This window comes from Nocardioides sp. (assembly GCF_025965415.1).
In the GTDB taxonomy this organism is placed as follows: Bacteria; Actinomycetota; Actinomycetes; order Propionibacteriales; family Nocardioidaceae; genus Nocardioides.
In genome coordinates, this window is record NZ_JAOPWY010000122.1 from 23,493 (window position 1) to 50,477 (window position 26,985).

The window sequence follows — 26,985 nt, forward strand, 5'->3', positions numbered from 1 at the left end:
AACGCCTGTGGTTCCGGCGTGCACCGGGACACGCTGGGGCACATGAGCACACACGCCACCACCGACCGCATCGAGGACGAGCTGGTGCGCCGCCTCATGCACCAGCGCATCATCGTGCTGGGCGAGGAGCTCGGAGAGCGCAACGGCAACCGGCTGATGCACCAGCTGCTGCTGCTGTCCGCCGAGGACCCGCGCGCCGACATCAGCCTCTGGATCAACTCGCCCGGCGGGTCCGTCTCCTCGATGCTGGCCATCCACGACGTGATGCGGCTGATCCCCAACGACGTCAGCACCCTCGCGATGGGCATGGCCGCAAGCGCCGGGCAGTTCCTCCTCTCCGCGGGCACGCCCGGCAAGAGGTACGCCCTCACGCACGCGCGCGTGCTCCTCCACCAGGGGTCGGCCGGGATCGGCGGCACGGCCGTCGACATCGAGATCCAGGCCGACGACCTGCGTCACACCCGCGACACCGTCCTCGGCCTCATCGCCGAGCACACGGGCCAGGACCGCGAGACCGTCGAGCGTGACTCCCGTCGCGACCGGTGGTTCAGTGCCGAGCAGGCCCTCGCCTACGGATTCGTCGACCAGCTCATCAGCAGCATCGACCACGTCACCCCCGGGCGCTCGCACTCCCTCGGCCTAGCGGGTGCCCGATGAGCGGCTACACGATCCCGTACGTCGTCCAGCAGACGCCGCGCGGCGAGCGCACGCTCGACCTCTACTCCCGGCTGCTCTCGGAGCGCATCGTCTACCTCGGCACCGAGATCGACGACGGCGTCGCCAACGCCGTGATCGCGCAGATGCTGCACCTCGCCTCGGAGAGCCCCGAGCTCCCGATCAGCCTCTACATCAACTCGCCCGGCGGCTCGATCTCGGCGATGCTCGCGGTCTACGACGCCATGCAGTTCGTCAAGCCCCGCGTCGAGACCGTGTGCGTCGGCCAGGCCGCATGGACGGCCGCGGTGCTGCTGGCGGGTGGCGCGCCCGGCAGCCGGGCGATCCTGTCGCACGGCCGGGTGGTGCTGCACCAGCCGGCCACCCAGGGCCGCGGCACCGTCCCGGACCTCATCCTCGAGGCCGACGAGGTCGCCCGGGTGCGGCTGCTGCTCGAGGAGATCCTCGCCGAGCACACCGGTCGTACGCCCGAGCAGATCCGGCAGGACACCGACCGTACGCTCGTCCTGCCCGGCTCGGCGGCCGTCGACTACGGGATCGTCGACACCGTCCTGCGCGAGCAGGTGCCGGCGCTGGGGTGAGTCAGGCCGCGAGGGCCAGCGCGTCCGGTCGCGCGACGCGGGTCGCGAGCTCGCGGACCCCCAGGTCGAGCGCACCGGCGATGGCCTGGAGCATCTCCGACGAGGGGTCCTTGAGCCCACGCTCCACCTCGGAGAGGTACTGCATCGAGACGCCGGCGCGCCCGGCCACGTCGACCAGGCGCTCGCTGCGCTCCGTGCGCTCCCGGTGCAGCTCCCGGCCCACCAGCTCGCGCCACAGCGGCTCGGGGATGCTCGGGGCGCCCTCGTGGTCTCGCTCGGGGAACCGCAGGATCTCGCCCATGGGCCGAACCTAGCCACCGACGGAGCCGATGCCCACCCGTTCCGCTCAGAGCAGAACGACCCGCCGCGGGGGCCGGCGCGGACGTCAGATGCCGAGGCCCAGCAGGCCGAGCGGCTCGGCCATCTCGGTCTCCTCGTAGGCGAAGTGCGACTCCAGGTCGCGGCGCAGGTCCGCGACCGCGGTGACCAGGTCGGGCACCCGCGACGGGTCGGACTGCACCGCCAGCGCCAGGTCGTCGACCCGCTCGAGGTGCTCGTGGATGTCGAGGTGCTCCTCGGCCAGGCGCGCCGCCACCGGGGCGTACTCCTCGAGGGTCGCCACGGCCGGGAACATGCTCTGGTCCTCGATGCTGTGGTGCATCGTGAGGAACCGGCAGACCTGCCGGCACAGGCCGGAGACCTGCTGCTCGGTGAGCGCGGGCGCCAGGCGGTGCAGGCCCTCGCGCACGGCGCCGACGTCGCCGGTGCCGTCGCGCAGCTCGACGACGGCGTGGGTCAGCTGCGCGAGCTGCCCGCGGAAGTGGTCGTGGATCATCCGGAGGTGGTCGCCGGCCAGGCGCTGCCGTGGCGTGAGGTCGACCGATCCCGCCACGCGCGGACGAGTGGAGTCGTCGATGGGCGGCACGACGGAGAGCCTACGGGGCGGATCGTGCGCCAGGAGCGGGATGCGTTGCCCTCGATGTCCGAGGATTTGTCTCGGCCGGAGGTCCGGGACCACTCTCTGGTCGACCGATACCGACGAGGGTCCTCGCCCCGAACAGAGAGTTGTCGCCATGTCTGCACGCGCGATCGCAGTCAGCGCCCTGGCCCTGCTGATGCCCGCGTCCCTGCTCCTCGCCACCGAGAACGGGTCGGCAGCCGGTCCCTCGGACGCCGTTTCCGCCGCGTCGTCGGCCCCGGTGTTCAAGGCCAGGCGCTCGCGGGCGAGCCTGCACGTGATGCCGCAGATCGTCCAGCAGGGCCGCGGCACCGCCAATCCCGACGCTGCCCGGGTGGCCATCACCGCCACGGTCAAGCCGCGCCGGGCCCATCGTCCGGTCCGCCTGCAGGTCAAGCGGGGCAAGCACTGGAAGAACGTCGGGAAGGCCAGGCTGGACCGCCGGGGCCGTGCGGAGTTCTCCGCCAGGGCCATGCGCCACGGCCGTCCGCTGAAGTACCGCGTGAAGGCGCACAGGTTCAAGGGACTGCGCCCCGTCACGAGCCGGCCGCAGGGCACCGGCCGGTGGCTGACACCCCTCTACACGGAGAACTTCTCGGGCGGCTCGCTGCGCCCCGAGTGGAGCCACCGCGGCCAGTCCTACGAGAAGGCCAGCAAGCGCAAGTGCTCCAAGGGCAGCCCGAAGGCGGTCAAGGTGTCCGGCGGCAAGGTGCGTCTCAGCGTGATCAAGGACCGGAGCCGCAAGGGGAAGTGCGAGGCGGCCAAGCGCGGAAAGTCGTCGGGTCGCTACGCCTACCGGCTCAACGGCCACATCTCGACCCAGGGCACCGTGGCGTTCAAGTACGGCTTCGCGGCCGCCCGCGTCAAGATGCACAAGCGTCGCGGCCAGCACAGCAGCTTCTGGCTCCAGCCCCAGACGTCCCGCGCCGGCACGCCGCGCACCGCGGGCGCCGAGATCGACGTCATCGAGTACTTCGGCGACAAGCACCCCCGAGGTGGCCTCACCAGCTTCATCCACTGGAAGAAGCGTCACAAGGTCATCAAGACCGGCTCCTGGCTCAAGCGGCCGAGGAGCTTCCTCCAGAACAAGCGGGACGGCTGGTCGAAGAACTACCATGTGTTCTCGGTCGAGTGGACGCCCAAGACGTACGTCTTCCGCATCGACGGCCGGGAGACCTGGCGCACCCGCAAGGGAGTGTCGGGGCAGCCGCAGTACCCCATCCTCAGCCTGCTCGCCTCGGACTACGAGCTGTCCCTCATGAAGGACAAGCAGCTGCCGCAGCACATGTCGGTCGACTGGTTGCGCATCTGGCAGGCCTGACGCCTTCCTGTCGGGATCCGCACCCCGGGACCCCCACCCCGGGAACGCAGGAACGGCCCGGTCGTGATGACCGGGCCGTTCCGATCTGCGCGCCTGCAGGGATTCGAACCCCCAACCTTCTGATCCGTAGGTGGACGCAACTCCCATCGGGTGCCGTCGTGAACCGGCATCGTTCATCACGGACTTGGACTGTTTCCGCAGGTCAGGGCCTGGATCAGGACCAGTGCCGCGCTAGGTCGCGGCGTTCCAGCAAAATCGTTACGAGCCCGAGGGTTGGCCGGGTTCCTGCAACCATTTCTGCACCGGTCACGGTGGTGGTCTCAAGCGGATGTTCGCGCTCATCTCGACCGCAGTCGTTGCCGTCGTGCGGCATCCTGCAGCTCGCGGTGAGGGCTGTGTCGGTGCCTCCGGCAACGATGTCGTCATGGTGCGAAAGAGTCCTACGTTTGAGTCGCTGGTGGCGACCCGCATCGATCTGCTGGTCGCCGCACTCGGCTCGGCTACGCGAGTGGCCGAGTGCTTGGGCGTCACCCGTCTGTTGCTGACCAAGTGGCGCGCTGGCAAAGTGATGCCGACGCCAGCGCAGGCGAAGCTGCTCGTCCAACTCGACCACGTCGTGGCGCGCGCATCCCTGATCTACGTTCCCGAGCTAATCAATGACTGGCTCACGGGGCACGACTCCTATCTCGAGGGAGCTCGGCCCATCGACGTGCTCCACATCCGCGGAATCGCCGAAGTGCTCGAAGCTCTCGACTCGCTCGAGCAAACTGCTTGGGGCGGATAGCGGGCTGCGGGCCACTTTCTCGGGCGCCCGAAACTGGGCGGTGTCGATGTACTGAAGAGGCGCGCAGTTCGCCGCGATGGGGCGCGTCTGTGCGGCTCCGGGCGAGTTCGTGGCAATCGCTCCGTGCGACGGCGTACGTCCATCACATGGCCGATGACCGCCGTCCGGATGAGGCGCAGTCTTCCCCGACGACAGTGCACGAAGAACCGCCCAGCAATCGGCGCGTGGCACCCGAACTGTGGTCCGGGTGCCGGCCGTGGGTATTGCCCACCCTTCTGCTGGTTCGCTGCACGAGGTTCGTCGTCGCCCGCGCCAACGCCGTTGACCGCTCTTCACGCGAGCGCATGCAACTCCTTCAGCTGCTGGGTGGCAGTCTTGTCGGCCTGCCGCCGCCGGTATCTGTCGACTGTCAGTCGCGGTGCTTCCAAGGCGACTCTGCTGACGGAGGGCGGAGCGCCTGGGCTCATGCGTTGACCGGGTTGGGTGCCGTGCGTGCGGCGCGGTGCTGACGCGCCCACCGCCCGAGCCGGACGAGGAGAAAGCCGAGCAAGAACATGCCAAGGGTGACAGCGCCGTAGGAGAACGGGAAGTTCGCGGTGACGGCGTCACCGGTGGCGCCTGGGGGCTTCATGTCCTCGAGGAAGAGCGGCAGCAGGTAGACCGCTTGGAAGATCAGTGCCCACAGGTAGGCGATGGCGTAGGTAGTGTTGGCAACGAACCAAGACTTGATGAAGTAGCCCAGCGGGAAGGCCGCCAGGATCGTGACTGCGGCGATCATCGGACCGCCTCCGGCTCGAAGGTGGCCGCACGTCGCGCAGGCGAGAGGAGCAGCACCACGATGGCGATGGTGACCATCGTGCTGACCGCCACCAGCAGCTTGACCCACGCCGGCACGTCGACGAAGAACGCCGGGAGGGCGGTGAGGGCGATGATGACGAGAGCTCCTGCAGCCACGCGGACCGTCGCGCGGCTCCCGGTGCGCCACGCCACGATCGCGGCCACCAGCGCGACGACGCCGAGCACGGAGTCGACCACGAGCACCACCATCGGCGGGCCCTCACCGCCGGCTGGCGCGGGTGTGGCGACACTGAGGATGTTGACGGCCCCGTAGATGCCGGCAAGCACGAGCCCGACCTTCTGCCGGGTGGAGAGTTCGTCCATGAGGACTCCTGCGATCGCATGCGACCTGGCTGGTCGCGGAAGACGTCCACCGTGCGCCGAACCATCATCCCGTAGACAGGGTCGGAGTGCCCCGCTTCATTCCTGTCCTGTCTTGTTCCTTCGGGAAGAAGTTCCCGGGAGCAGAAGCCCTCCAGCACGCCATGATGGGGAGATGGCCCTCCGCATCGTGATCGTCGATGACCACCCGGTGGTGCGAGGCGGGTTGACGGCGCTGATCGGCACCCTCCCAGGTCTCGAGGTCGTCGGTGAGGCCGCAGACGGCGAGGCTGCAGTCAGCGAGGTCCAGCTGCTCAAGCCCGACGTGGTCCTGATGGACGTCCGGATGCCGTTGCTCGACGGCGTCGAGGCCACGCGGCGCATCCACGCAGCGGTACCGGGCACGGTCGTCCTGGTGCTGACGATGTACGACGACGACGCGACCGTCTTCACCGCGATGCGGGCAGGTGCTCGCGGGTACCTGCTCAAGGGTGCCGAGCAAAGCGAGATCCTTGCCGCCATCCACGCCGTGGTGGCGGGCCAGACGATCTTCGGGCCAGGTGTCGCAGGACGCGTGCTCAACTTCTTCGAGACGCCACTGGCCTCAGGCATCCAAGCGTTCCCCCAGCTCACCCAGCGCGAGCGGCAGGTCCTTGACCTTTTGGCGTCGGGTCACCGCACATCTGCGATAGCCGATCAGCTGTTCTTGTCCCCCAAGACCATCAGCAACCACCTCACCACAATCTTCGCCAAGCTCGAGGTGGCTGACCGGGCGGCAGCCATTGTGCGGGCCCGAGAGAACGGGCTGGGTCTCGCCCCATGATCAGTTATCCGGTAGCGATCGCGCTGGTGGTGCTGGCCGGCTGCCTCGCGACGAGCGGCGTGGCCCTGTTGCGTGTCCGGAGGGCGCACGCCGCCGCCGGCCTGCTGATCGCCGGCGGCCTCGGTCTGATCCTCGCGTGCGCACTCGACGCCGGGGGGCGCACCGGCGCCGTCGCCCCGACGCTCAGCGCTGTGGGGTTGCTCGTGGTCCCGCTTGCTGTCGTCGTCTACCCGCGAGCGAGTTGGAGGACCCCGGTCGATCTGGTCGCGGTCCTGGTGGTCGGCGCTGCCGGGACGGTTGGCACGCTCGCTGCTGAGCGCAAGCCCGTCGTCGAGACGATGGGGCTCATGGTCGTCTTGACGGCTGTCGCTCTCCTCTGGTGGCGCCTCGAGCACGCCACTCCTCGTGACCGGACGGCGCTCACCTGGTTGGCCCTGGGTCTGGGGGGGAGCGTGATCACGGCGGGCCTGGTGGCGTTTGCCGCCCCCAACGTCTGGGGCGGTGTCGTGTCACTGGCGCTGCTCTGTGTCGTCGGGCCGTGCATGTACCTCGGAGTCGTGCATCCCGAGGTGGTGGACGTACGCGGGCTGGTGGTGCATGTGGTCGTGTTCATCACGGCCGCCGTGGCCTACCTGGCCGCCTTCGCCGGTGTGGCGGCCTTCCTTGAGATCCTCGGTGGTCAACGTCCATCCGCTGGGCTCCTGGGTATCTCCGGGGCACTGTTGGCGACGCTCTTCCAGCCCACCCGAGTAGTGCTGAGGGGCGTGATCGACGAGCTGCTCTTCGGCTCGCGTCCTGACCCGCTCGGAGCCGCCGGCGCAGTGGCAGGTCACCTCGGCGATGATCCCGGAGTCGCCCTTCGCACCATCCGGAACGCGCTGGTGCTGCCCTACGCCGCGCTCTACACAGACGGCCAGATGCTGGCCGAGTCGGGCTCGAAGACCACGTACACCAAGGTCTTGACCTTGGCGCTGCCCGACCGGACCCCGGTGGGTGAGCTCGTGGTCGGGCTCCGCCCCGGTGACCTGGGGCTGGGGCCGGGTGACGAGCACGTCCTCGCGCTGGTCACCCCGTTGCTCGCCCAGACCTTGCGGGCACGGGCGCTGGCTCGCGACCTCCAGCTCTCACGTGAGGACGCCATCACTGCTATCGAGGAGGAGCGTCGCCGGTTGCGGCGGGACCTTCACGACGGGATGGGTCCGCTCCTGTCGGGGATCGCGTTCATGTCCGATGCCGCACTCAACTCGGTGCGCCAGGACCCCGCTGTGGCCGAGGACCTGCTACGGCAGCTGCGCACCGAGACGGTCGGGGCGATCGCCGAGATCCGCGACCTCGTCTACGCCATGCGTCCACCAGCCCTGGACGAGCTGGGTCTGATCCGGGCGATCGAGCAGCAGGCGGGGGCGTTGCACACCCCCACCGGGCGGCGGCTGGAGGTGTCGGTCCTCGCCGACAGCCTGCCGTCGCTCCCGGCGGCCACGGAGGTGGCGACGTACCGCATCGTCGTGGAGGCCCTGATCAACGTCGCCCGGCACAGCGGTAGCACCACGGCCGCGGTCACCATCCGGCACTGCTCGGCCGGACTCTCGATCGAGGTGTGCGACGACGGCGGCCGCCGCACTCCTTGGAAGGCTGGTGTCGGCATCGCCTCGATGCGGGAGCGTGCTGCCGCCCTCGGCGGCACCCTCGATGCCCGCTCCACCTCCCGGGGAGGCGTCGTCACCGCCACCCTCCCTGCTAGGACCGTGCGAGCCACAAGATCCAGCCTCGGGCTGGGTTCGCGCACTCATGAGTAGGCCGCTGCATCAAGACCCTGCTTCTGCTCCTCCCCGTCATCGACCCCGATCAGGCGCTCGCGGCGAGTGCGTCACAGCGCCGCCAGCGTACGCGGTCACACCTCCGCTGCGGGTCACCGGCAGGCACTGGCATGCCGAAGTCCACGAGGATCATGCGGCCGAACCCAGGACGTCCCAAGAGTGCAGGCGAACACCCGCACGCGGCGCAGAGGGCGGTCACATGCACTGACTGCAGAAGGGAGGGTTGCGCCCGAGGTAGTTCCGCAACCGGGCGCGATCAGTTGAGCAGTCTTTGACGTACTCGTGACACGTGTGTCAACTACGGCCGAAAACGAACCCCTTTGCGTCGGTTGAAAATGGACCCCTCTGCGGTTGATTACTTGGTCTCGACCGCGGTGGGGATGCGGCCGAGGTTGTGGTTCTTGAGTCGGTAGGAGTCGCCCGTCAGGGCGATGACGTCGGCGTGGTGAACGAGTCGGTCGATCATTGCGGCGGCGACGGTGTCGTCGCCGAAGACCTCACCCCAGCGGCCGAACTCCTTGTTGGATGTGACGATCAGGCTGGCCCTCTCGTAGCGGGAAGAGACGAGCTGGAAGAACAGGTTGGCGGCCTCGTGCTCGAAGGGGATGTAGCCGACCTCGTCGATGACCAGGAGTGGGTAGCGGGCCAGGCGGCGTAGCTCGTCTTGCAGCCGTCCGGCAGCGTGGTGCTCGGCGAGCCGGTCGACCCATTGGGCGGCGGTGGCGAACTGGACTCGGTGTCCGGCCTGGCAGGCCCGGATCGCGATCCCGGTGGCCAGGTGGGCCTTGCCGGTGCCGGGTGGGCCGAGGAAGACCACGTTCTGCTTGTCGGCGATGAAGTCCAGGGTGCCCAGGTGCGCGATCACGTCGCGCTTCAATCCACGGGCGTGGGTGAAGTCGAATTCCTCCAGGCTCTTGCGGGCCGGGAACCGGGCGGCGCGGATCCGACCCTCGCCGCCGTGGGACTCTCGTGCGGACACCTCGCGTTGGTAGGCAGGCGACCAGGAACTCCTCATGCGTCCAGGACTCCGCACGCGCCCGTTCGGCCAGCCGCGGGATCGACTCCCGCAGGGTGGGGGCCTTCAACGCCCGGGTCAGGAACGCCAACTCGCTGTCGGTGTCCCGGCTGCTGGTCTTGGTGGCCATCAGGCGACCTCATCCCGGCCAGCAGCCTCGGTGGGGCTGGTGCCGAAGAACGTGTCGTAGACCGACAGGTCACGGGCTTCGACCACCACCCCGGCCGGCTCGGGCGGCCGTTCCTTGACTGTTCTGGCGTGGTGGGCCAGCTCGAGTGCCTTTGCCCGGTGTGCGGGGTCGGTCAGGGTCTGGTGCCTGGCCCAGCAGCGGTCGTGGCGACCCACGACCGTGTCGGCGCAGGTGATCGTCACGGCCGTGAGGTCCGCGACCACCTCGACGAACCTGCCCACCACCGACGGATCGACGGAGTAGTCGTTGGACGCCACCCGGACGTAGTGGTCGCGCGGCAACCGGACCCGAGTGCGCCACCCCAGCGGTGGTGGTGCCGGCGGCAGTCGGAGCATCGCGTCCCGGTCCACGGTCCAGCGGGCGGTCGGGGCGCAGCCGATCCGCCGCGAGTGCCGGGCGTTGGCCCTAGCCAGCCACTCGGTGAGCTGGGTATTGAAGTCACCCGGACTGGTGAACTCCCGGCCCGGCAGGAAGGAGGTCTCGAAGTAGCCGTTGTTGCGCTCAGTCAGACCCTTGGCTTCGGGATCACGTGGCCACCACAGGTGCACCCCGATGCCCAGGCTGCCGCGGAAGGACTCGAACTCCTCGCTCAGTGTCGGCTTCCCGCGTCGCCAACCACCGACAGAGCCCTCGTTGTCCCAGACCAGCTGCCGGGGCGCCGCAGCCATCGCCATCAGCAGCTGCCAGTGCCCGGCGATCAGGTCCGGGGCGGTTCGTGAGGGGATCATCACCGCCCACCGCATCCGCGAGTAGCCCGAGGTCATCACCAGCACCGGCGGCGACCCGTGCTGGCCGGCACCCAACGGCACCGATGCCGGCGGGAACCACAGATCGCACTGGACCCGATGCCCCGGGTCGTAGACGGTCCTGCTGGCCGGGGCCGGCGGCAGGTAGTACGGCCGCAGCTCCCGGACCCGGTCCTTGAGGACCGTCAGCCCGTGCTCCCACCCGATCCGCTCGGCGATCACCGTGGACGGCATCGTTGGTGTCGCTCGCAGCAGCCCCCGCACCTGGGGTTCGACCGCGTCGACCACCGACCCCTTCGCCGGCCGCGCGTAGGACGGTGGTGAGGCCATCGACCTGGCGCGCTACCTCGTCGGCGAGGTCGCGGCGGTATCCGCGCTGAGCCGGACGATCATCGCCGAACGGCCCACGGTGCGCGGTGCGAGTCACCGGTCCCAGGTGACGGTCGACGACCACACTGCGCTGCTGATGAAGTTCGACAACGACGCCACCGGACAGATCCTGGTCACTTGGGTGGCCAGCGGGGAGAGCACCGACGTAGCCTTCGAGGTGCTGGGGACGAAGGGCAGCCTACGCTTCACCTGGCGGCGACCGGAGGAGCTCCACGTCGCCCGTCTGGGCCAGCACCCGCAGACCGTTGTCATCGGCCGGGACGACCCCGACGGCGACCTGCGCTTCCCGGTCGCAGGTCTCGGCCTGGGCTACGTCGACGCATTCGTGTCGCTGCACAAGCGCGTGGTCGACCACCACCTAGGCCGTGCCGTGGCCTGCCCGACGATCGGCGACGCTTGGCGCTGCGCGCTCATCGTCGATGCCGCTCAGCAATCTGCGGAGGCGGGAGGCAGGTGGCACGACGTCCTCGTCGACGTCCCTCGTGCACAGGACCTTTCCGAACCGGCATGAGGTCGTCCCGCTTTCTGCTCGCTCCTGGAGCTGGGCCACGATCGCGGGATGGCGCTCGCCCAACGCATCGGACGGGCGACGCGCAGGTGGTCCTGCGCGCCGCCGCTTTCCCCCATGAGCGTCGTGCTAGCCGACGGGGTCGAGCCACTTGTCGGCCGTGCCCGCAGCCACCGTGGTGGTCACCTCGTCGAAGCGTTGCGGCAGCTCCTTCACCTCGAGCGCTGCGACGACCTCCAGGGCGCCGTAGAGCATCAAAGCAAATCCGATAGCGAGCACCGCTGCAATCAGGGTGATGTCCGGACGGGTCAGCAGGTAGAGCGCCACGACGGACTCAAGAATGCCCATCGCCAGCACCAGTCCCCAGTACGGCAGGTACCTGCGGCTGCTGATCGCCCCGGCGACGGCCAGGGTGCCGCGGAACAGCAGCAGCCAGCCGATGCGGCGGATCTCGTCGCACTCCAACCGCAAGGTGATCAACGTGGCCACGGAGATCGCGCAGACCCGCGCGATACGCGAGCACGGCTCACACTCTGGAGGCCGGCGGCTGCTTCTTAACCGACGACCTGACTCGTCAACCTCCCAAGGCTGATGACGACTCGTGCGCGAGAGACCCCGAGCGACATCGACGGGCACCCAATATTGAATTGTGCACCAAATCCGGTCCCGTTGCGCTGCTCCGACACGAGCTCTGGCGCACATGCGGCACGCGCCAACCGCAACCGCCCCGCCCCGCCCACGATGGTTGCACGTCCACGCGGCGCGTCGCCCCAGGGATATGTGAGCCAGCCGCAGCCAGCCCAGGACGACATCGAGGCGTGGAGTGACCTTCTGCAGGCCCGTGCTCGAGGAGCGCGACCGCGAGTGGGAAGCCGACGCGGAACCCGGCGAGGGGTAGGGCTGGAGCCGGCGCCTAGCGGAAGAAGGTGAGCAGCAGAATTGCTGTCACCACCATCGACGCCGAGAGCCAACCACCGCACCCGAGTCGGTTGCTGAAGAAGAACATCGAGCGCCTCCACAGGTGGTAGGCGCTGGGCGGCCCCGCCGGCGGCGTGCACCGACGGGGCCTGAACCATTTCCCTGTAGATGGTCTTGGCGCGATGTACCCCGAAACCCAAGCGGTGATTCGCACGGCCGGGCATGAAGAGACCCCGGCCGCGACGGGGGGAAACGGCCGGGACTCAGGCGAGGTTACGTCGTTGCCGGGCCGTGGGCCTCACCCGTTCGAATCAGATCGAGGAGCATATGGGAAACCACTACAGCCGCGGCTCGCCACTCTTGTCTAATCCCGTCCGGGAGCTGGACCTCCAGGACACGGAAGGGGCTATGCCTGAGCTTCAGCCCGAGGTGCTCGTCAGCTTCGCCTCCTCATCGTCGATGACTGCGAGGACATGTCGACGTGTTCACTTCCCTCATCGAACACACCGGGCACCTCGTCAGATCCGCGCGCGACGGGCTGGAAGCCGTCGAGATCTTGCGCCGCGAGTCCTTCGACGTATGCTGCTCGACCTCACCATGCCGCGCGTGGGCGGCGTCGAGGTGGCGCGTTGGCTGGTAGCTCATCCTAACGTCGCGCCGGAGATGCGCATCGTGGTCGTGAGTGCGTGGAGCCAGGACATGTCGGCCCCCTCTCGCGTACCTGCGCATCACGGCCGTGACGCTTAAACCGTTGCCCTGCAGCGATTGAGGGATCTCATCGCTGAGACTCTTCACGACATAAAGTCCGGCAGCCCGTCCGCTGATCCCTACGCCGGGCCCACGATCCACGTTGTCGTCACCGAGCTCGGCCACCGGCGCCCGGTGTCTGGCGCTGCGCCTACCACCGTGGCGTCCCCAGCCGGCATCCGCGCCCCTATGCCAGAGTTGAACCAATGGTCTTTCCGTAATAGTGGCGGCTGCCATATCCGCTGTTTGTCTCGGGCCTCAACTCGCAGATGTCACCACTCTTCACAACTGACCCCAAGCCTGAAAGTGGCGAGCACGAGTTGCTTGAGCGGGCGTCAGGCCCACACAAACTCAACACAAACCCCGGGATCGAGGTCGCACGCACAGTGCTGGGCGTGACCAAACGTGATCGAGGATGAGACGCAACTGGCGACGTTTGCGCAGGTCAGACTCTGGTGCAGGCCTGCGCGCCACCTGATCACTCGTCATGACTAGGTCCTCGGATTAGCTGACGCGTGAGGCTGACTGGGCCTCGAGGATCGCCGGGTCGAACTCACTCGGCCTGACCGAAGAGCACCGCGCCCATTCGCGCCATCGCCTCTCGCCGCATCGGGTCGATGACGTGGGCGTAGCGCTGTGCGGTCCGATGCTCCGTCCACCCCAGGAGGTCCATCAGAGTCCGCGTATCGACTCCCGCAGCAAGAAGAAGCGTGGCAGCCGTATGGCGCGCGTCGTGGACCCGAGCGTCGCGCACGCCGGCCCGGCCGAGCACCTTCTTCCACTCGCCCCAGTCGCGGCGTGGGTCGATTGGCGCCCCAAACTCCGTGGCAAACATCCAGTCGTCGTCCTGCCACAGAAATCCTGCCCGAAGCCGTTCGGCGCTTTGTGCCGCCTTATGCGCCCGAAGAAGAGGCGCCAGACCTGGCGGCAACGGAATCGTGCGGGACTTCCCGGTCTTCGTGATGCGAGCGACCAGACCGCCCTGGGTCCGCTCTGGGCAACGGCCTCCCTGCTTGTATCCACACATGGGCTCGCCTGCCGCGTTCGAATCGCAGCCATGGCGACCGGTCTCGCGGCGCAGGGAACGTCGTACCACCAGGGTCTCTGCCTCGAGATCCACGTCGATCCACGTCAAACCCAGAGCCTCGCCCTGCCGGAGCCCGAGCGCGAGAGCGACGCTCCAACGGGCCCCGTTCCGCTGCTCAGCAACGACCTCCAGGATGCGAGTTGCCTCCTCGACGGTGAGCGGTTCCACCTCGATTTCCTGCGGTTGCTCCACCTTGACCTGCTTCGCGGGGTTCACTGCGAGACGGCCCGACTCCACGGCGGTGGAAAGGCACGACCGCAGGAATCGGTGCGTGGCGTTGACCGTGTGTGCGCTGGCCCCGGCGTGCTTCATCGCAGCGAGGCGGCCTCGGATCACCTCGGCTGACAGGCTGCTCAACTTCACGCCCGCGAGATGCGGCAGGACGTGGACCCTGAGCGTCGACCGGTAGCCGTCGATCGTCTTGGCCTTGCGTCCCGCCAACGGAAGGAGTTCGTCCAACCAGTGCGTGACCCACCAGCCGAGCGTCGTGTCCTTGCCAGAGTGGATGTACTCGCCGCGGTCGCGCTGCTCCTCGAGTCGTCGCTGCGCCTGGACGACCTCCTTGCGGGTCTTGCGTCGAAGGTGCTTGCGGTCAGGACGGCCGTCGGGGTGCCAACCCATCGGGACGTAGACGTGCCAGAGCCCGTCCTTGCCCTTGTAGGGCGTCGGTGTGGCGTCGGTCGGGTCCTGCCGTGGGCGGCTCATGCGGCGCCGTCGCGGTGGGCTTCGATGTAGTTCTCGATGTCACGGCGCAGGATGCGTGTCGCGTAGCCAACCTTGACGCGTGGGAGATCTCCCCGCTTGCGCACGCGCTCGATGGTGGCGACGCTGACACGGAGCTCGGCGGCGGTCTCGCGGATGGTGAGGAGATTCAGTGATACGGACATGGCCAGCCCTGTGCCGCGAGTTCGACCCCAGCGGCTATTGGTGAATTTCAGGTGCCATCCCATGCGAGCAGCCTGCCGCGGCAAGGTAACGACGCTGGGCGGAGTTGTTGCAACCGTTACTGCACCAGGTAACCGCTGCGTCAGCAGGGCTTCCACCGATGGACCGTCCACAGGAAACGACGAAACCGCAGGTCAACTCGCTGACCTGCGGCTTCCTCGATCTGCGCGCCTGTAGGGATTCGAACCCCAAACCTTCTGATCCGTAGTCAGATGCTCTATCCGTTGAGCTACAGGCGCATGTCGCTCACAGTGCTTGCACGCTGCGAGGACTCGATGAGGATAGCCGACCCACGACGAGCGGGCGAAATCGCACCACCCCCACACGTGGGTTCCACAAGCCGGACGATCCCCTAGGGTGCCTAGCACCCGCACACGCGGCGGTCACGGCCGCCACACGATGAGAGGTAGCGCGATGGCAGATCTCGAGGCAGTCCTGGACGAAGCCGGACTGACGAACCCCCAGGTCCGTGAGTTCGTGAAGGAGTACGCCGAGCTCACCGGCGCCGAGCGCGTCGAGGTGGTCAACGCCTCCGACGACGCACGACTCCTCGAGGAGGCCGTCGAGGCCGGCGAGCTGGAGAAGGTCGGCGAGGGGCGCTACTACTCGCGCTCCTACTACAAGGACACCGCCCGCTCCGAGGAGCGCACCATCGTCGCGACGAGCGACGAGAAGGACCGGGGCGTCTACAACAACTGGCGCCCGTCCTCGGAGATGAAGCCCCAGCTGCACGACCTGATGCGCGGCGCGAGCGAGGGCAAGACGATGTACGTCGTCCCCTACCTGATGGCGCCCGCGGGCAACGCCCTGGCGCCCTGGGCGGCCGGCGTCGAGATCACCGACACCCGCACCGTCGTGCTGCACATGATCCGGATGTCCCGCGTCGGCGTGCAGTTCGTCAACGACCTCGAGGACCCCGGCCACTTCGTGCGCGCCGTCCACGTCAGCGGCGACCTGGAGAACCTCGGCCAGGGCACCGACGGTGACAAGCGCTACTTCGTGACCGTCGCCGACGAGCGCACGATCCTGCACTTCGGCTCGTCGTACGGCGGCAACGCGCTGCTCGGCAAGATCGCCCACGGCCTGCGGCAGGGGGCGTACGACGGCTGGGCGAGCAAGAAGTTCCTGGCCGAGCAGTACATGCTCATCGGCATCCACGACAAGGAGACCGGCAAGGACTACCACATCTGTGGTGGGTTCCCGAGCGCCTCCGGCAAGACCAACCTGGCGATGATGGCCGCCCCCGATGCGCTGGGCGAGCGCTATCACGTGTCCTTCTACGGCGACGACATCGCGTGGCTGTGGGTCGAGGAGGAGACCGGCAAGCTCTACGGCATGAACCCCGAGTACGGCGTGTTCGGGGTCGCCAAGGACACCAACGAGACCACCAACCCCAACGCGCTGGCCTCGGTCGGCGAGGGCACCGACTGCATCTTCACCAACGTCGCCTACAACCCGACCACCGGTGAGGTGTGGTGGGAGGGGCGCACCAAGGAGAAGCCGGCGGACCGCCACGGGTGGCTGGACTGGATGGGCTCGCCCATCGCGGACCGCAAGGAGGACGACTCGGCTCCGTGGGCGCACCCCAACAGCCGTTTCACCACCACGCTGGCCAACGTCCCCAACATCGCGGACGACTACGACGCTCCCCTGGGGGTGCCGATCGACGCGATCATCTTCGGCGGCCGCACCCGCGACCGCGAGCCGCTGATCCGCGCGATCACCGACCTCGCCGAGGGCGTCTACGACGGCCTCACGCTCGGCGCGGAGGCGACGTCCGCGGCCGAGTGCAAGGAGGGCGTGCTCCGCTACGACCCGATGTCCAACCGCCCCTTCATGGCCTACGGCGAGGGCGACTACGCGCAGCACTACCTCGACATCGTCGGGGCGGCGTCGGACCAGCCGATCTTCGCCCACGTCAACTGGTTCCAGCGCGACGCCGAGGACGGCCACTTCCTGTGGCCCGGCTACCGCGACAACCTGCGCCCGCTGCTGTGGCTGCTCCAGCTCAAGAACGGCGAGGTCCAGGGCCGTCGTACGGCGGTCGGCATCATCCCGACGGAGGAGGAGCTCAACCTCGAGGGCATGGACATCCCGGCCGAGGACCTCGAGCGGATCCTCACCATCGACAAGTCCCGCTGGCAGCAGGAGATGGGTTTCCGCGAGGAGCACCTCGCGCAGTTCGAGCGCATGCCCGAGGCCATCTGGGAGGCCCACCGCCGCGTGGCCGCCGACCTCGACGCGGAGGACTGAAAACCGCTGAGGGGCGCGCCCGACTGCCGTACGGTGGTCGGGTGCGCCGCCTTGTCTCGGGGACCGCGGGACGTGGCTCCTCCTATGTCGATCTGGGGCGGGGCATGCCCGCGCTCGCGCTGACCTTCGGAGCGGTGGCGGTCCTGGGTCTGCTGACCGTGCTCCTGCCGCCCTACAAGTGGCCGTGGTGGGTCGCGGCGCTGGCGGTCCTCAGCCTGGCGGCGGTCGTCATCGTCGACATCTCCGACCGTCGTCGCTACCTCGACCGGCTCGCCCACCTCGCCGACCACGACGTGCTCACCGGGCTGGCCAACCGCCGCCGGTTCGAGGACGAGCTCCAGCGCCACCTCGACCGGTGCCGGCGTCACGGCCCGGCCGGCGCTCTGCTCCTGCTGGACCTCGACAACTTCAAGCAGGTCAACGACTCCCTGGGGCACAACGCCGGCGACCAGCTGCTCATCACCATCGCGGGGCTGTTGCGGCGATCCATTCGCGACACCGACGTGGTGGCCAGGCTCGGCGGCGACGAGTTCGCCGTGCTGCTCACCGACGGTGGCCAGGACGTGGCCGAGCGGATGGCGGAGCTCGTGGTGGAGCGCGTCCGCGACCACGCGACGACCCTCGACGGGGTCGGGCGTCGCGTGACCGCGAGCGTCGGGGCAGTCACCTTCCGGGCGGCCTCCGAGCACGCCGCAGACGTGCTCGCGCTCGCGGACATGACCATGTACGACGCGAAGGAGGCCGGGCGCAACCAGGTGGCGGTGTTGCACGAGGGTGATGCCCGTGGACCCCGGACCGCGGCGCGGCTCCACTGGCAGAGCCGCATCGAGGAGGCCCTGGAGAAGGACCGGTTCGAGCTGCACCTCCAGCCGATCATGGACATCGCCAGCGGCCGGATCAGCTCCGCCGAGGTGCTGCTGCGCCTGAGGGACGACGACGAGCTGGTGCCGCCGGCACGTTTCATCTACATCGCCGAGCGCGTCGGTCTGATGCCCCAGGTCGACGCGTGGGTGATCGACAAGAGCCTCGAGCTGCTGGCGCGCCTGCGCCGGGACCACGACCCGGAGTTCGTGTTCGAGGTCAACCTGTCCGGCCACTCGATCGGCAACCCCGAGATCGAGCGGGCGATCGTCCACGCGCTCGCCACGTACGACGTCGACCCGGCCGCGCTCATCCTGGAGATCACCGAGACCGCGGCCGTCGGCGACGTGGGGCTGGCCCGGGACTTCGCCGGGCGGATGACCGATCTCGGCTGCGCCTTCGCGCTGGACGACTTCGGTGCCGGCTTCGGCTCCTTCTACTACCTGAAGCACCTGTTCTTCGACTACGTGAAGATCGACGGTGAGTTCGTCGCGCACGTCCACGAGTCGCAGGTCGATCGCACGATCATGCGCTCGATCGTCGGCATCGCCCGCGACCTGGGCAAGCGCACGGTGGCCGAGTTCGTGTCCACGCCGGAGATCCTCGAGGTGTGCCGCGACGAGGGTGTCGACTTCGCGCAGGGCTACCTGATCGGCAAGCCGGTTCCTTTCGACGAGTTCGTCGACCAGTTCGTCCCCCGCGCCCTGGGGGCGGCACCGAAGGATTGACGACCGGGGGCGACCCCCCGGCACCACGAAGGAGACGCGGAACCAAGATGCGGCGGCTACAACGATCAGTCGGACTGGCGATCATCGGGACGGCTGCTCTCGGAGCATGCGCCCTGTGGGTGGCGGTCGCGTCGGGTGATCCACGGGCAGGGCAGAGTCCCAGCAAAGGGGTGCTGTTCGGGATCTGGCGAGTCTTCTACGACACCGAGATGCCCGCCCCACGCGTGATGCTCGCGGCCGTGGGGGTGGCGCTGCTGCTGGCGGCCGGGGTGGCCGGTCTCGAACGGCGGCTGCTCACCCGGGCGCGCCGCAGCGAGGACGGCAACCGGATGCCGCTGGCCCCCAAGCTGGTGATGGCGCAGACCCGCGGGGAGTACGCCGGCCCCGTGACGATCACGGTCCTCATCCCGGCCCACAACGAGGAGGGCTGCATCTCCGAGACCCTCGCGTCCCTGCGCTCCCAGTCGCTGCCCCCGGCCCGGATCGTGGTCGTCGCGGACAACTGCACCGACGCGACGGTCCGGCTGGCGCGGGAGGCCGGCGTGGACGTCTTCGAGACCGTGCGCAACACCCACAAGAAGGCGGGTGGCCTCAACCAGGCCCTGCACGAGGTCCTCCCGGGCCTGGGCGACAACGACTGCGTGATGGTCATGGACGCCGACACCACCCTGGACGCGGGCTTCCTCGAGGGGGCCGCCCGCCGGCTCACCGACGACCGGGCGTTGATGGCCGTCGGCGGCCTGTTCTACGGCGAGGACGGCCTCGGCCTGATCGGCCAGTTCCAGCGCAACGAGTACACCCGCTACCAGCGCGACCTGCGCCGCCGCCGCGGTCGTGTCTTCGTGCTCACCGGTACGGCGTCGGTGTTCCGGCCACGGGCCCTCCGCACGGTGGCCGAGGAGCGAGGCAAGATCCTGCCGGGCAGCCCGGGAGACGTCTACGACACGGTCGCCCTGACCGAGGACAACGAGCTGACCATTGCGCTCAAGACCCTGGGCGCCCTGATGGTCTCGCCGCGCGAGTGCACCGTGGTCACCGAGGTGATGCCGTCATGGAGCGCCCTCTGGGCCCAGCGGCTGCGCTGGCAGCGGGGGGCCCTGGAGAACCTCGGCGCGTACGGCATGCGCCCCCAGACCTTCCGCTACTGGATGCAGCAGCTGGGGATCGGCTACGGCGTCATCGCGCTCGGGGCCTACCTGGTCCTCATCATCGTGATGGTGCTGGCGACGTCCACCTGGGTGTGGTTCCCGTTCTGGGTCGGCATCGGGATGGTCTTCATCGTGGAGCGCATCGTGACCGTGTGGCGCGGTGGGTGGAGGGCCCGGTTGCTCGGCCTCTCGCTGTTCCCCGAGCTCTTCTACGCGATGTTCCTCAACGTGGTCTACCTGAAGGGCATCGTGGACCTGTCCCTGGACCGGACGGCGACGTGGAAGCACATCGTCCAGCCCGGCTCCGGTGCACGGGTGGAGGGCTGAGGTGCCGACCCTGGTCCCGATGGGCGTGCTGCTGCCCGACAGCATCCTGCGCAACGAGTTCATCGCCGTGCTGGCGGCCTTCGTCGCGATCAACACCATCGTCTACGTCACCCTGGCGGTGGCCAAGATCCTGCCCAAGGTCTACGTGCGCGACTGGCTCAGCGCCCGAAACCGGCGCTCCGAGACTCGCAGCATCGACCCGGACGCCCCGATCTGATCCGTCCCCACCCGCGCATCGCAGGTCCCGACCAATCGGTGTACGCAGGGGTAGCGAGACCCAGGTCACAGCCCTTAGACCGATCCAATATGTGCGTGCTTTCACAAGCACTAGCGTCCGAAAGCAAGTCGCCGTCAACGAGGCCGCGCGAACCGCGACGAACGCTGAAGGAACCCGGGATGACCGCACTGACCCACACCGAGACGACCACCGATCAGACCGCTCCGACGACGCATGCCGGCATCGCCGCCTGGGTCGCCGAGATCGCCGAGCTGACCCAGCCGGACAGCATCCACTGGTGCACCGGCTCCGACGAGGAGTGGGACCAGCTCACCCGCTCCCTCGAGGCGACGGGCACGTTCACCCGCCTCAACCCCGAGGTCATGCCCAACTCGTTCCACGCGGCCTCCGACCCCACCGACGTGGCTCGCGTCGAGGACCGCACCTACATCTGCTCGGTCGACGAGCGCGACGCCGGCCCCACCAACAACTGGATGGACCCGGCGCAGATGAAGGAGCTCATGCGCGGGCTCTACGCCGGCTGCATGCGGGGCCGCACGATGTACGTCATCCCGTTCGTGATGGGCCACGTCGACGCCGAGAAGCCGATGTTCGGCATCGAGGTCACCGACTCCGCCTACGTCACCGTCTCCATGCGCGTGATGGCCCGGATGGGCACCGAGGTCCTCGCCCGGATCGAGGAGCTCGAGGCCGCCGGCCACGCCCCGCAGTGGGTCCCCGCGCTGCACTCGGTCGGCATGCCGCTCGAGCCCGGCCAGGACGACGTCGCGTGGCCGTGCAACGACACCAAGTACATCGTCCAGTTCCCCGAGGAGCGGATGATCTGGAGCTTCGGCTCCGGCTACGGCGGCAACGCCCTGCTCGGCAAGAAGTGCTACGCCCTGCGCATCGCGTCGGTGATGGCGCGCGACGAGGGCTGGCTGGCCGAGCACATGCTGATCCTCAAGCTCACCTCGCCCCAGGGCGTCACCAAGTACGTCGCCGCCGCCTTCCCGAGCGCGTGCGGCAAGACCAACCTCGCGATGCTCAAGCCGACCATCCCGGGCTGGACGGTCGAGGCGATCGGCGACGACATCGCCTGGATGCGCATCGGTGAGGACGGCCGCCTCTGGGCGGTCAACCCGGAGTTCGGCTTCTTCGGCGTGGCGCCCGGCACCAACGAGCACACCAACCCGCACGCGATGGAGACCATCCGCAAGGGCAACTCGGTCTTCACCAACGTCGCGCTGACGCCCGACGGCAACGTGTGGTGGGAGGGCCTGGAGGACACCCCGGCCGAGGCGACCAGCTGGAAGGGCGAGCCGTGGACCCCCGCGTCCACCGAGCTCTCGGCCCACGCCAACAGCCGCTACTGCACCCCGATCAAGCAGTGCTCGATCCTCGCCGCCGAGTACGACGACCCGCGTGGCGTGCCGATCGACGCGATCCTCTTCGGTGGTCGTCGCAAGAAGACGATCACGCTGGTGACCGAGGCCCGCGACTGGAACCACGGCACCTTCATGGGCGCGACGCTCTCCTCGGAGACCACCGCCGCTGCCGTCGGTGCGGTCGGCGTCGTACGCCGCGACCCGATGGCGATGCTGCCCTTCATCGGCTACAACGCCGGCGACTACTTCAGCCACTGGGTCGGCATCGGCAAGGACAACGACGTCGCCAAGCTGCCCAGGATGTTCTACGTCAACTGGTTCCGGCGCGACGACGACGGTGACTTCCTGTGGCCGGGATTCGGCGAGAACAGCCGCGTGCTCAAGTGGGTCATCGAGCGCATCGACGGCCAGGCCGCCGCGGTCGAGACGCCCATCGGCCACGTGCCGGCGCCGGGCTCGCTCGACATCGAGGGCCTCGACCTCACGGAGGACCAGCTCGCCCAGGCGCTCGCGGTCGACGTCGAGGAGTGGAAGGCCGAGCTGCCGCAGATCCGGGAGTGGTTCGAGAAGTTCGGCGACGACCTCCCGTCCGTGCTGTGGAGCGAGTACGACACGCTGAAGGCCCGCCTCGACGCCTGACCGGCCCCGGCACCGCCCACGACCCGCCCCGCTGCACCGCCGGGGCGGGTCGTGACGGTTTCGTCGAAGGTGTGGGGAGCCGTGTGGCACCATCCTCACACTGGTGTCGGGGGGCGAGAGTGGAGGTGAGCCATGCCCTTGGGGCAACGTGAACGTGACCTGTTCGAGCAGCAGGCGACTCCGCTCTACGAGGAGATCGTCACCTCCGGGGGCATCAGCGTCACCGACAAGCGGATCATCCGCCGCGGCGAGCTGGAGCAGGCCTTCGACCTCCTCGAGGAGGTCGGCCTCGTCGTCCAGAGCGACGACGGCACCCGGTGGCGGGCCGTCGACCCGGCCACCGTCCAGGCGCGCGTGGTCGCTCCGCTGGGCCAGCAGGGCGCGGAGCTCATCGCCGAGTCGGCCCACTGGGCCCAGGCATTCAGCTCGCTCGCGCACGCCTGGCGTCGTTCGCCGAGCGCCGTCGGCGGTCCCTTCACCGAGATCCGCGGCGCCACCACGATCCGGACCTTCCTGGACTCGATGGTCGCCGACGCGGAGGAGGAGCTGCTCACCGCGCAGCCGCAGGACCGGCGGGGGGTCAAGCAGCTATCGGAGGTGACGGCGCGCGAGATCGCGCTGCTCAAGCGCGGCGTGCGGATGCGCACGCTCTACCAGCACGCCGCCCGCCGTGGCGCCGACACCCGCAAGTACGTCGCGGCAGTGACCGCGGCCGGGGCCGAGGTGCGGACCATGGACGAGTTCTTCAACCGCCTCATCGTGGTCGACCGCCTCATCGCGGTCATCCCCAGCCACGAGGGGCTGAACGCGGCGATGGTGATCAGCGAGCGGTCGATGGTGGGCTACCTCGTCGACATGTTCGAGCGCCACTGGGAGCGGGCCCGCCCCTTCACCAGCAGCGAGACCTCCCTGATGAGGGACATCGCCGCGGAGCAGCGCGCGATGACCATCCGGATGCTCCTCGAGGGCCGGGCCGACCCCGCCGGCGCCAAGCGCCTGGGCGTCAGCCCCCGGACGTACGCCGGCTACGTAGCGGACCTCAAGAGCGAGTTCGAGGTCGAGACGCGCTTCCAGCTCGGCTACGAGATGGGCAAGCGGGGGATCTCCGGTCGCGAGGCCGACGAGCCCGGTTCCTGAGCGGGCGGCTCGCCTCCCCGCTCCCGGACATGAATCGAGGGCAGCAGCTCCATGAGCTGCTGCCCCCGAGTGCCGAGACGGGCCTGTGGGGGAGGCCGGCGGACCAGACTCGTGGGGGGTTGAGGGGGTCCGTGTCTCAGCTTTTCACTGCGTGCACATCATGGCACGTCGGTCAGCGGGGAACCTTGATCCTGGTGCCCCAGGTGTAGTCGGCGTTGGCCGGTGCGCTGCTGATGCCGACGAATCCGATGCCCAGAGCGGCCACGAGTGCGGCGGCTGCGATGCGGCGAACTGGGGTCATAGTGGTTCCCACCTCATAGTCATGTGTCACAGGGGATGACCTGTTCATTCTCTCCCACGGCGCGGGGCCACGTCTGCGACATGTCGCTGCAGGTCTGTGCATTGCAGGATCCTGCAAATGCGTGTCTCGACCCCCTCCCGAAGGAGGGGGTCGATCACTGCGGAGGCGGAGGGATTTGAACCCTCGATGGGGTTTTAGCCCCAAACCCGCTTAGCAGGCGGGCGCCATAGACCGGACTAGGCGACGCCTCCATGCCCGACCGAGCCGGGCGCAGAGAAGGGTACAAGGCTGGGCGTGCTTGCGCCGAATCAGGTCACAACTTGCGCAGGCCGCGGCCGCGCTGGAGGTGCGCCTGGATGTCGCGGACGAAGTCCTCCCGGTCGGTGGCGAGCATCTCGACCGGGATCGTGGTCGTGCGGCCGTCGCGCAGACGCAGCCTCACCACCGGCGAGTCGAGGATCGTCGTGGTCACGGCGTCCTCGACGTCCTTCCACCGGCCGGAGGCGGCGCCGACGCCGCGGACCCACTGGATCCGGTAGCCCTCCGTCGTCAGCCGCGCGATCCAGCCCTTGCGCCGCCACGTCCACCAGGCCGCCACGAGGAGAGCGACGGTGATCGCCACCGGCACCAGCAGGAAGACCGTGTGCAGGTCGAGGACGGCGATCGCGAGCGTGCTGAGCAGGATGAGTACGGCGACCGCACACAGGAGCACTCCCACCAGTCGCGCCGCGATGGCGGGGGCGAGGCGGTGGACGCTGGGGGTCTCGGTCGTCACGCTCCAGATTTCACCACGCTCGCACGACCAGGCCCTCGCTCGGGTCCCCGGGCCGAGCGGTTGGGTAGAGTCCCGCGGTGTGCGGCGCTCCGGCGCGGCACGAGGAGGGGTGCCGGAGCGGCCGATCGGAACCGCCTTGAAAGCGGTCGTAGGGAGACCTACCGCGGGTTCGAATCCCGCCCCCTCTGCAGAGCACGAGCGGAGCGAGGGCTCCGCTGAGGGGGCGTGGCCGGGCAGGCGGCTGCGGAGCACGAGGCGTCGTGAACCTGAACGAGTGACCGGAACCCCACCTCGCTAGGCTCGGCGGGTGACGACGACCTGGTTCGAGTCCCCCGACGACGCGTCCGCACGACTGCGGGACGTCGGCTACCTCACCGACGATGCGACCGCGCTGACGGCGTACCTCTCGGGCGCGCTGGAGAAGCCGTTGCTGGTCGAGGGGCCGGCGGGCGTCGGCAAGACCGAGCTGGCCAAGGCGGTGGCGCGCGCGACGGGCGCCGAGCTGGTGCGGCTGCAGTGCTACGAGGGCCTCGACGAGGCCCGCGCGCTCTACGAGTGGAACTACAAGAAGCAGCTGCTCCGGATCCAGGCCAGCGGCGGCGACGACTCGTGGAGCGAGACCCACGACGACATCTTCACCGAGGAGTTCCTGCTCACCCGGCCGCTGCTGAGCGCGATCCGCCGCGACGAGCCGACCGTCCTGCTGATCGACGAGGTCGACAAGACCGACGTGGAGGTAGAGGGCCTGCTGCTCGAGGTGCTCAGCGACTTCCAGGTGACCATCCCCGAGCTGGGCACCGTCAGTGCCACGCGGCGCCCGTTCGTCGTGCTCACCTCCAACGCCAGCCGCGAGCTCTCGGAGGCGGTCAAGCGGCGCTGCCTGTTCCTGCACCTGGACTACCCCGACGCCGAGCGCGAGCGGGCGATCGTCACCAGCCAGGTCCCCGGCCTGGACGACAAGGTCGCCGCCCAGCTCGTCGACGTCGTCGTACGCCTGCGCGAGCTCGAGCTCAAGAAGGCGCCCTCCATCGCGGAGTCCGTCGACTGGGCGCGCACCCTGATCGCGCTGCAGATCGCCGACCTCGACGAGGCCACCGTCGCGCGCACCCTGGGCGTCGTGCTCAAGCACGCCTCGGACCAGCGCCGCGCGATCAAGGAGCTCAAGCTGGCGGTGGGCTGACCGATGAGCCTTCTCGACACCCACATCGGCTTCGTGGAGGCGCTGCGCTCCGCCGGCCTGTCGGTGTCGCTCGCCGAGGGGCTCGACGCGATCGCCGCGCTGGAGAAGGTCCGCTGGCACGACCGCGAGACGGTCCGCGCCGCGTACGCCGCCACGCTGGTGAAGCGGCAGCCGCAGCGGGTGACCTTCGACGCGGTCTTCGACCTCTACTACCCGCGCCTCATCGGCGGAGGCGTCGCCGGCGAGGACGTCGAGGCCACCGACGGCGTGCCCGACACCGGGCCGGAGCTGGAGCGGTTCCGCGAGGCCCTGGCCGAGGCGCTGGCCTCCGGCGACCAGCAGGCGCTGCAGGACCTCGCAGTCGTGGCGGTGGCGCGCTTCGGCGCGATGCCCGGTCGGGGGCCCGGCCTGTCGAGCTGGTCGGCGTACACGTCCCTCCAGCGGGTCTCACCCGCGGAGCTGATGGACCGGCTCGTGCAGGGGCTGCTCGGTCAGGGGCTCGACGACGAGCAGGCGCAGCGCGCGGCGGGTCGGCGGATCGGCGACTTCACCCGCCTCGTCGAGGGCGACGCGCGGCGCCGGATCGCGGAGGAGAAGGGACCTCAGCACGTGGCCGACGTGACGGTCCGCCCGACCATCGACCGGCTCGACTTCACCGCCGCCCGGCGCAGCGACCTGGAGGAGATGCGGCGCGAGATCTACCCGCTGGCGCGAAGGCTGGCGGCGCGGCTCACCAAGGAGCAGCACGCCCGCCGGCGAGGGCCCCTCGACGTACGCCGCACGGTGCGCGCCTCGATCTCGACCGGCGGGGTGCCGCTGACGACCCACCACCGGCCCAAGCGACCGCACCGCAGCGACCTCGTCGTGCTGTGCGACGTGAGCGGGTCGGTGGCCAACTTCGCGCAGTTCACGCTGCTGCTCGTCTATGCCCTGCGCGAGGCCTTCAGCGGCGTCCGGGCCTTCACGTTCGTCGACGACGTGGTCGAGGTGAGCGACCGGTTCCGACCGGGCGCCGACGTGGTCGAGGTGATGGAGTCGCTGGCGACGAGCATCTCGCAGGCCGCGCTGTGGGGCCGCACCAACTACGGCCGCGCCCTGACCCGCTTCGCGGACGAGCACGGCGACGCGATCGGGCCGAAGTCGTCGCTGCTGGTCCTCGGCGACGGTCGCTCCAACTACAGCGACCTCGCCCTGCCCGTCCTCACCGACCTGGCCGGCCGGGCCCGGCACGCGTGGTGGCTCAACCCCGAGCACCCGCGCCACTGGGGCACCGGCGACAGCGCCGCGGACCGCTACGGCGAGATCGTGCCGATGGTGGAGTGCCGCAACCTCGCCCAGCTGGGCGAGTTCGTGCACGAGATCGTCTAG

The 26,985-nt window shown here is 69.0% G+C and carries 26 protein-coding genes and 3 tRNA genes; 16 read left to right on the forward strand and 13 right to left on the reverse strand.

What is annotated here, in order from left to right; all coding sequences use genetic code 11:
• Positions 1–42: 42 nt before the first annotated feature.
• Together JWN97_RS13195 and JWN97_RS13200 are read left to right on the forward strand one after the other, a co-directional pair.
• Positions 43–657: an ATP-dependent Clp protease proteolytic subunit gene (locus JWN97_RS13195; RefSeq protein WP_297623261.1), complete on the forward strand. Its 615-nt coding sequence runs from the start codon at positions 43–45 to the stop codon at positions 655–657.
• Complete coding sequence (locus JWN97_RS13200; protein WP_297623263.1) at positions 654–1,256, forward strand: ATP-dependent Clp protease proteolytic subunit; 603 nt, start codon at positions 654–656, stop codon at positions 1,254–1,256. The genes JWN97_RS13195 and JWN97_RS13200 overlap by 4 nt, the downstream gene beginning before the upstream one ends.
• A gap of 1 nt (position 1,257) precedes the next feature.
• Here JWN97_RS13200 and JWN97_RS13205 read toward each other — a convergent pair whose 3' ends face one another.
• On the reverse strand, positions 1,258–1,557 hold the full coding sequence (locus tag JWN97_RS13205) for a helix-turn-helix transcriptional regulator (RefSeq protein WP_297623265.1): 300 nt from the start codon (positions 1,555–1,557) through the stop codon (positions 1,258–1,260).
• Positions 1,558–1,641: 84 nt separating this feature from the next.
• Entirely contained in the window at positions 1,642–2,181 is a 540-nt protein-coding gene (locus JWN97_RS13210) for a hemerythrin domain-containing protein (RefSeq protein WP_297623267.1), read from the reverse strand.
• A gap of 148 nt (positions 2,182–2,329) precedes the next feature.
• On the opposite strand from JWN97_RS13210, the gene JWN97_RS13215 reads away from it, so the two are divergent.
• Positions 2,330–3,535, forward strand: coding sequence for a glycoside hydrolase family 16 protein (locus tag JWN97_RS13215; RefSeq protein ID WP_297623269.1), 1,206 nt, complete (start codon positions 2,330–2,332; stop codon positions 3,533–3,535).
• Positions 3,536–3,863: 328 nt separating this feature from the next.
• A complete protein-coding gene (locus JWN97_RS13220; RefSeq protein WP_297623271.1) occupies positions 3,864–4,319 on the forward strand; it encodes a hypothetical protein in 456 nt (151 codons plus the stop codon).
• Positions 4,320–4,782: 463 nt separating this feature from the next.
• Here JWN97_RS13220 and JWN97_RS13225 read toward each other — a convergent pair whose 3' ends face one another.
• Positions 4,783–5,097 (reverse strand): hypothetical protein, encoded by a 315-nt coding sequence (locus tag JWN97_RS13225; protein WP_297623273.1) that lies wholly within the window; start codon positions 5,095–5,097, stop codon positions 4,783–4,785.
• Positions 5,094–5,480 carry a hypothetical protein gene (locus tag JWN97_RS13230; protein ID WP_297623275.1) on the reverse strand — a complete coding sequence of 129 codons (387 nt, stop codon included), beginning with the start codon at positions 5,478–5,480 and terminating at the stop codon, positions 5,094–5,096. Before JWN97_RS13230 ends, JWN97_RS13225 begins: the two co-directional genes overlap by 4 nt.
• A gap of 172 nt (positions 5,481–5,652) precedes the next feature.
• On the opposite strand from JWN97_RS13230, the gene JWN97_RS13235 reads away from it, so the two are divergent.
• Entirely contained in the window at positions 5,653–6,300 is a 648-nt protein-coding gene (locus JWN97_RS13235; protein WP_297623277.1) for a response regulator transcription factor, read from the forward strand.
• A complete protein-coding gene (locus JWN97_RS13240; RefSeq protein ID WP_297623279.1) occupies positions 6,297–8,096 on the forward strand; it encodes a histidine kinase in 1,800 nt (599 codons plus the stop codon). Before JWN97_RS13235 ends, JWN97_RS13240 begins: the two co-directional genes overlap by 4 nt.
• 376 nt (positions 8,097–8,472) lie before the next feature.
• Here JWN97_RS13240 and istB read toward each other — a convergent pair whose 3' ends face one another.
• Together istB and JWN97_RS13250 are read right to left on the reverse strand one after the other, a co-directional pair.
• On the reverse strand, positions 8,473–9,096 hold the full coding sequence (gene istB / locus JWN97_RS13245; protein WP_297623281.1) for an IS21-like element helper ATPase IstB: 624 nt from the start codon (positions 9,094–9,096) through the stop codon (positions 8,473–8,475).
• 165 nt (positions 9,097–9,261) lie between these two features.
• Positions 9,262–10,302: an IS21 family transposase gene (locus JWN97_RS13250; protein WP_297623283.1), complete on the reverse strand. Its 1,041-nt coding sequence runs from the start codon at positions 10,300–10,302 to the stop codon at positions 9,262–9,264.
• Positions 10,303–10,402: 100 nt separating this feature from the next.
• On the opposite strand from JWN97_RS13250, the gene JWN97_RS13255 reads away from it, so the two are divergent.
• Entirely contained in the window at positions 10,403–10,969 is a 567-nt protein-coding gene (locus JWN97_RS13255; protein ID WP_297623322.1) for a Gfo/Idh/MocA family oxidoreductase, read from the forward strand.
• Between the two features lie 126 nt (positions 10,970–11,095).
• Here the strand turns inward: JWN97_RS13255 and JWN97_RS13260 are convergent, their stop codons facing one another.
• From JWN97_RS13260 to JWN97_RS13275, 4 genes are all read right to left on the reverse strand, one after another.
• The gene (locus JWN97_RS13260) at positions 11,096–11,455 is read right to left on the reverse strand and encodes a DUF308 domain-containing protein (RefSeq protein WP_297623285.1); all 360 of its coding nucleotides are present in this window, start codon (positions 11,453–11,455) and stop codon (positions 11,096–11,098) included.
• 1,729 nt (positions 11,456–13,184) lie between these two features.
• On the reverse strand, positions 13,185–14,423 hold the full coding sequence (locus tag JWN97_RS13265) for a tyrosine-type recombinase/integrase (RefSeq protein WP_297623287.1): 1,239 nt from the start codon (positions 14,421–14,423) through the stop codon (positions 13,185–13,187).
• Positions 14,420–14,668 (reverse strand): helix-turn-helix domain-containing protein, encoded by a 249-nt coding sequence (locus tag JWN97_RS13270; protein WP_297623289.1) that lies wholly within the window; start codon positions 14,666–14,668, stop codon positions 14,420–14,422. The genes JWN97_RS13265 and JWN97_RS13270 overlap by 4 nt, the downstream gene beginning before the upstream one ends.
• Positions 14,669–14,829: 161 nt before the next feature.
• Positions 14,830–14,902: transfer RNA gene (locus JWN97_RS13275), tRNA-Arg, on the reverse strand.
• 175 nt (positions 14,903–15,077) lie between these two features.
• On the opposite strand from JWN97_RS13275, the gene JWN97_RS13280 reads away from it, so the two are divergent.
• From JWN97_RS13280 to JWN97_RS13305, 6 genes are all read left to right on the forward strand, one after another.
• The gene (locus JWN97_RS13280) at positions 15,078–16,916 is read left to right on the forward strand and encodes a phosphoenolpyruvate carboxykinase (GTP) (protein WP_297623291.1); all 1,839 of its coding nucleotides are present in this window, start codon (positions 15,078–15,080) and stop codon (positions 16,914–16,916) included.
• A gap of 104 nt (positions 16,917–17,020) precedes the next feature.
• Complete coding sequence (locus JWN97_RS13285; RefSeq protein WP_297623293.1) at positions 17,021–18,505, forward strand: EAL domain-containing protein; 1,485 nt, start codon at positions 17,021–17,023, stop codon at positions 18,503–18,505.
• Between the two features lie 209 nt (positions 18,506–18,714).
• A complete protein-coding gene (locus JWN97_RS13290) occupies positions 18,715–19,980 on the forward strand; it encodes a glycosyltransferase family 2 protein (RefSeq protein WP_297623295.1) in 1,266 nt (421 codons plus the stop codon).
• A 1-nt stretch (position 19,981) separates the two neighbouring features.
• Positions 19,982–20,197 carry a hypothetical protein gene (locus JWN97_RS13295; protein WP_297623297.1) on the forward strand — a complete coding sequence of 72 codons (216 nt, stop codon included), beginning with the start codon at positions 19,982–19,984 and terminating at the stop codon, positions 20,195–20,197.
• Between the two features lie 179 nt (positions 20,198–20,376).
• Positions 20,377–22,224, forward strand: a complete 1,848-nt coding sequence (locus JWN97_RS13300; protein ID WP_297623299.1) for a phosphoenolpyruvate carboxykinase (GTP) — start codon at positions 20,377–20,379, stop codon at positions 22,222–22,224.
• A 132-nt stretch (positions 22,225–22,356) separates the two neighbouring features.
• On the forward strand, positions 22,357–23,361 hold the full coding sequence (locus tag JWN97_RS13305; protein WP_297623301.1) for a LuxR family transcriptional regulator: 1,005 nt from the start codon (positions 22,357–22,359) through the stop codon (positions 23,359–23,361).
• 172 nt (positions 23,362–23,533) lie between these two features.
• On the opposite strand, the gene JWN97_RS13310 is transcribed toward JWN97_RS13305, so the two are convergent.
• The 3 genes from JWN97_RS13310 to JWN97_RS13320 all read right to left on the reverse strand — a co-directional run bounded on the left by JWN97_RS13310 (position 23,534) and on the right by JWN97_RS13320 (position 24,437).
• A complete protein-coding gene (locus JWN97_RS13310) occupies positions 23,534–23,662 on the reverse strand; it encodes a hypothetical protein (protein ID WP_297623303.1) in 129 nt (42 codons plus the stop codon).
• 160 nt (positions 23,663–23,822) lie between these two features.
• Positions 23,823–23,913, reverse strand: a tRNA-Ser gene (locus JWN97_RS13315).
• Between the two features lie 62 nt (positions 23,914–23,975).
• Positions 23,976–24,437, reverse strand: a complete 462-nt coding sequence (locus JWN97_RS13320) for a hypothetical protein (RefSeq protein ID WP_297623305.1) — start codon at positions 24,435–24,437, stop codon at positions 23,976–23,978.
• A 103-nt stretch (positions 24,438–24,540) separates the two neighbouring features.
• On the opposite strand from JWN97_RS13320, the gene JWN97_RS13325 reads away from it, so the two are divergent.
• The 3 genes from JWN97_RS13325 to JWN97_RS13335 all read left to right on the forward strand — a co-directional run bounded on the left by JWN97_RS13325 (position 24,541) and on the right by JWN97_RS13335 (position 26,985).
• Positions 24,541–24,625, forward strand: a tRNA-Ser gene (locus tag JWN97_RS13325).
• A 119-nt stretch (positions 24,626–24,744) separates the two neighbouring features.
• On the forward strand, positions 24,745–25,617 hold the full coding sequence (locus JWN97_RS13330; RefSeq protein ID WP_297623307.1) for a MoxR family ATPase: 873 nt from the start codon (positions 24,745–24,747) through the stop codon (positions 25,615–25,617).
• Between the two features lie 3 nt (positions 25,618–25,620).
• On the forward strand, positions 25,621–26,985 hold the full coding sequence (locus JWN97_RS13335) for a VWA domain-containing protein (protein WP_297623309.1): 1,365 nt from the start codon (positions 25,621–25,623) through the stop codon (positions 26,983–26,985).

What these genes read in the sequence shown, in the direction of transcription:
- JWN97_RS13195 (WP_297623261.1), top strand. Translation starts at nt 43, where the DNA reads ATGAGCACACACGCCACCACCGACCGCATCGAGGACGAGCTGGTGCGC.
- JWN97_RS13200 (WP_297623263.1), top strand. Translation starts at nt 654, where the DNA reads ATGAGCGGCTACACGATCCCGTACGTCGTCCAGCAGACGCCGCGCGGC.
- JWN97_RS13205 (WP_297623265.1), bottom strand. Translation starts at nt 1,557, where the DNA reads ATGGGCGAGATCCTGCGGTTCCCCGAGCGAGACCACGAGGGCGCCCCG.
- JWN97_RS13215 (WP_297623269.1), top strand. Translation starts at nt 2,330, where the DNA reads ATGTCTGCACGCGCGATCGCAGTCAGCGCCCTGGCCCTGCTGATGCCC.
- JWN97_RS13220 (WP_297623271.1), top strand. Translation starts at nt 3,864, where the DNA reads ATGTTCGCGCTCATCTCGACCGCAGTCGTTGCCGTCGTGCGGCATCCT.
- JWN97_RS13225 (WP_297623273.1), bottom strand. Translation starts at nt 5,097, where the DNA reads ATGATCGCCGCAGTCACGATCCTGGCGGCCTTCCCGCTGGGCTACTTC.
- JWN97_RS13230 (WP_297623275.1), bottom strand. Translation starts at nt 5,480, where the DNA reads ATGGACGAACTCTCCACCCGGCAGAAGGTCGGGCTCGTGCTTGCCGGC.
- JWN97_RS13235 (WP_297623277.1), top strand. Translation starts at nt 5,653, where the DNA reads ATGGCCCTCCGCATCGTGATCGTCGATGACCACCCGGTGGTGCGAGGC.
- JWN97_RS13240 (WP_297623279.1), top strand. Translation starts at nt 6,297, where the DNA reads ATGATCAGTTATCCGGTAGCGATCGCGCTGGTGGTGCTGGCCGGCTGC.
- JWN97_RS13250 (WP_297623283.1), bottom strand. Translation starts at nt 10,302, where the DNA reads ATGCCGTCCACGGTGATCGCCGAGCGGATCGGGTGGGAGCACGGGCTG.
- JWN97_RS13265 (WP_297623287.1), bottom strand. Translation starts at nt 14,423, where the DNA reads ATGAGCCGCCCACGGCAGGACCCGACCGACGCCACACCGACGCCCTAC.
- JWN97_RS13270 (WP_297623289.1), bottom strand. Translation starts at nt 14,668, where the DNA reads ATGGGATGGCACCTGAAATTCACCAATAGCCGCTGGGGTCGAACTCGC.
- JWN97_RS13280 (WP_297623291.1), top strand. Translation starts at nt 15,078, where the DNA reads ATGGCAGATCTCGAGGCAGTCCTGGACGAAGCCGGACTGACGAACCCC.
- JWN97_RS13285 (WP_297623293.1), top strand. Translation starts at nt 17,021, where the DNA reads ATGCCCGCGCTCGCGCTGACCTTCGGAGCGGTGGCGGTCCTGGGTCTG.
- JWN97_RS13290 (WP_297623295.1), top strand. Translation starts at nt 18,715, where the DNA reads ATGCCCGCCCCACGCGTGATGCTCGCGGCCGTGGGGGTGGCGCTGCTG.
- JWN97_RS13300 (WP_297623299.1), top strand. Translation starts at nt 20,377, where the DNA reads ATGACCGCACTGACCCACACCGAGACGACCACCGATCAGACCGCTCCG.
- JWN97_RS13305 (WP_297623301.1), top strand. Translation starts at nt 22,357, where the DNA reads ATGCCCTTGGGGCAACGTGAACGTGACCTGTTCGAGCAGCAGGCGACT.
- JWN97_RS13310 (WP_297623303.1), bottom strand. Translation starts at nt 23,662, where the DNA reads ATGACCCCAGTTCGCCGCATCGCAGCCGCCGCACTCGTGGCCGCTCTG.
- JWN97_RS13335 (WP_297623309.1), top strand. Translation starts at nt 25,621, where the DNA reads ATGAGCCTTCTCGACACCCACATCGGCTTCGTGGAGGCGCTGCGCTCC.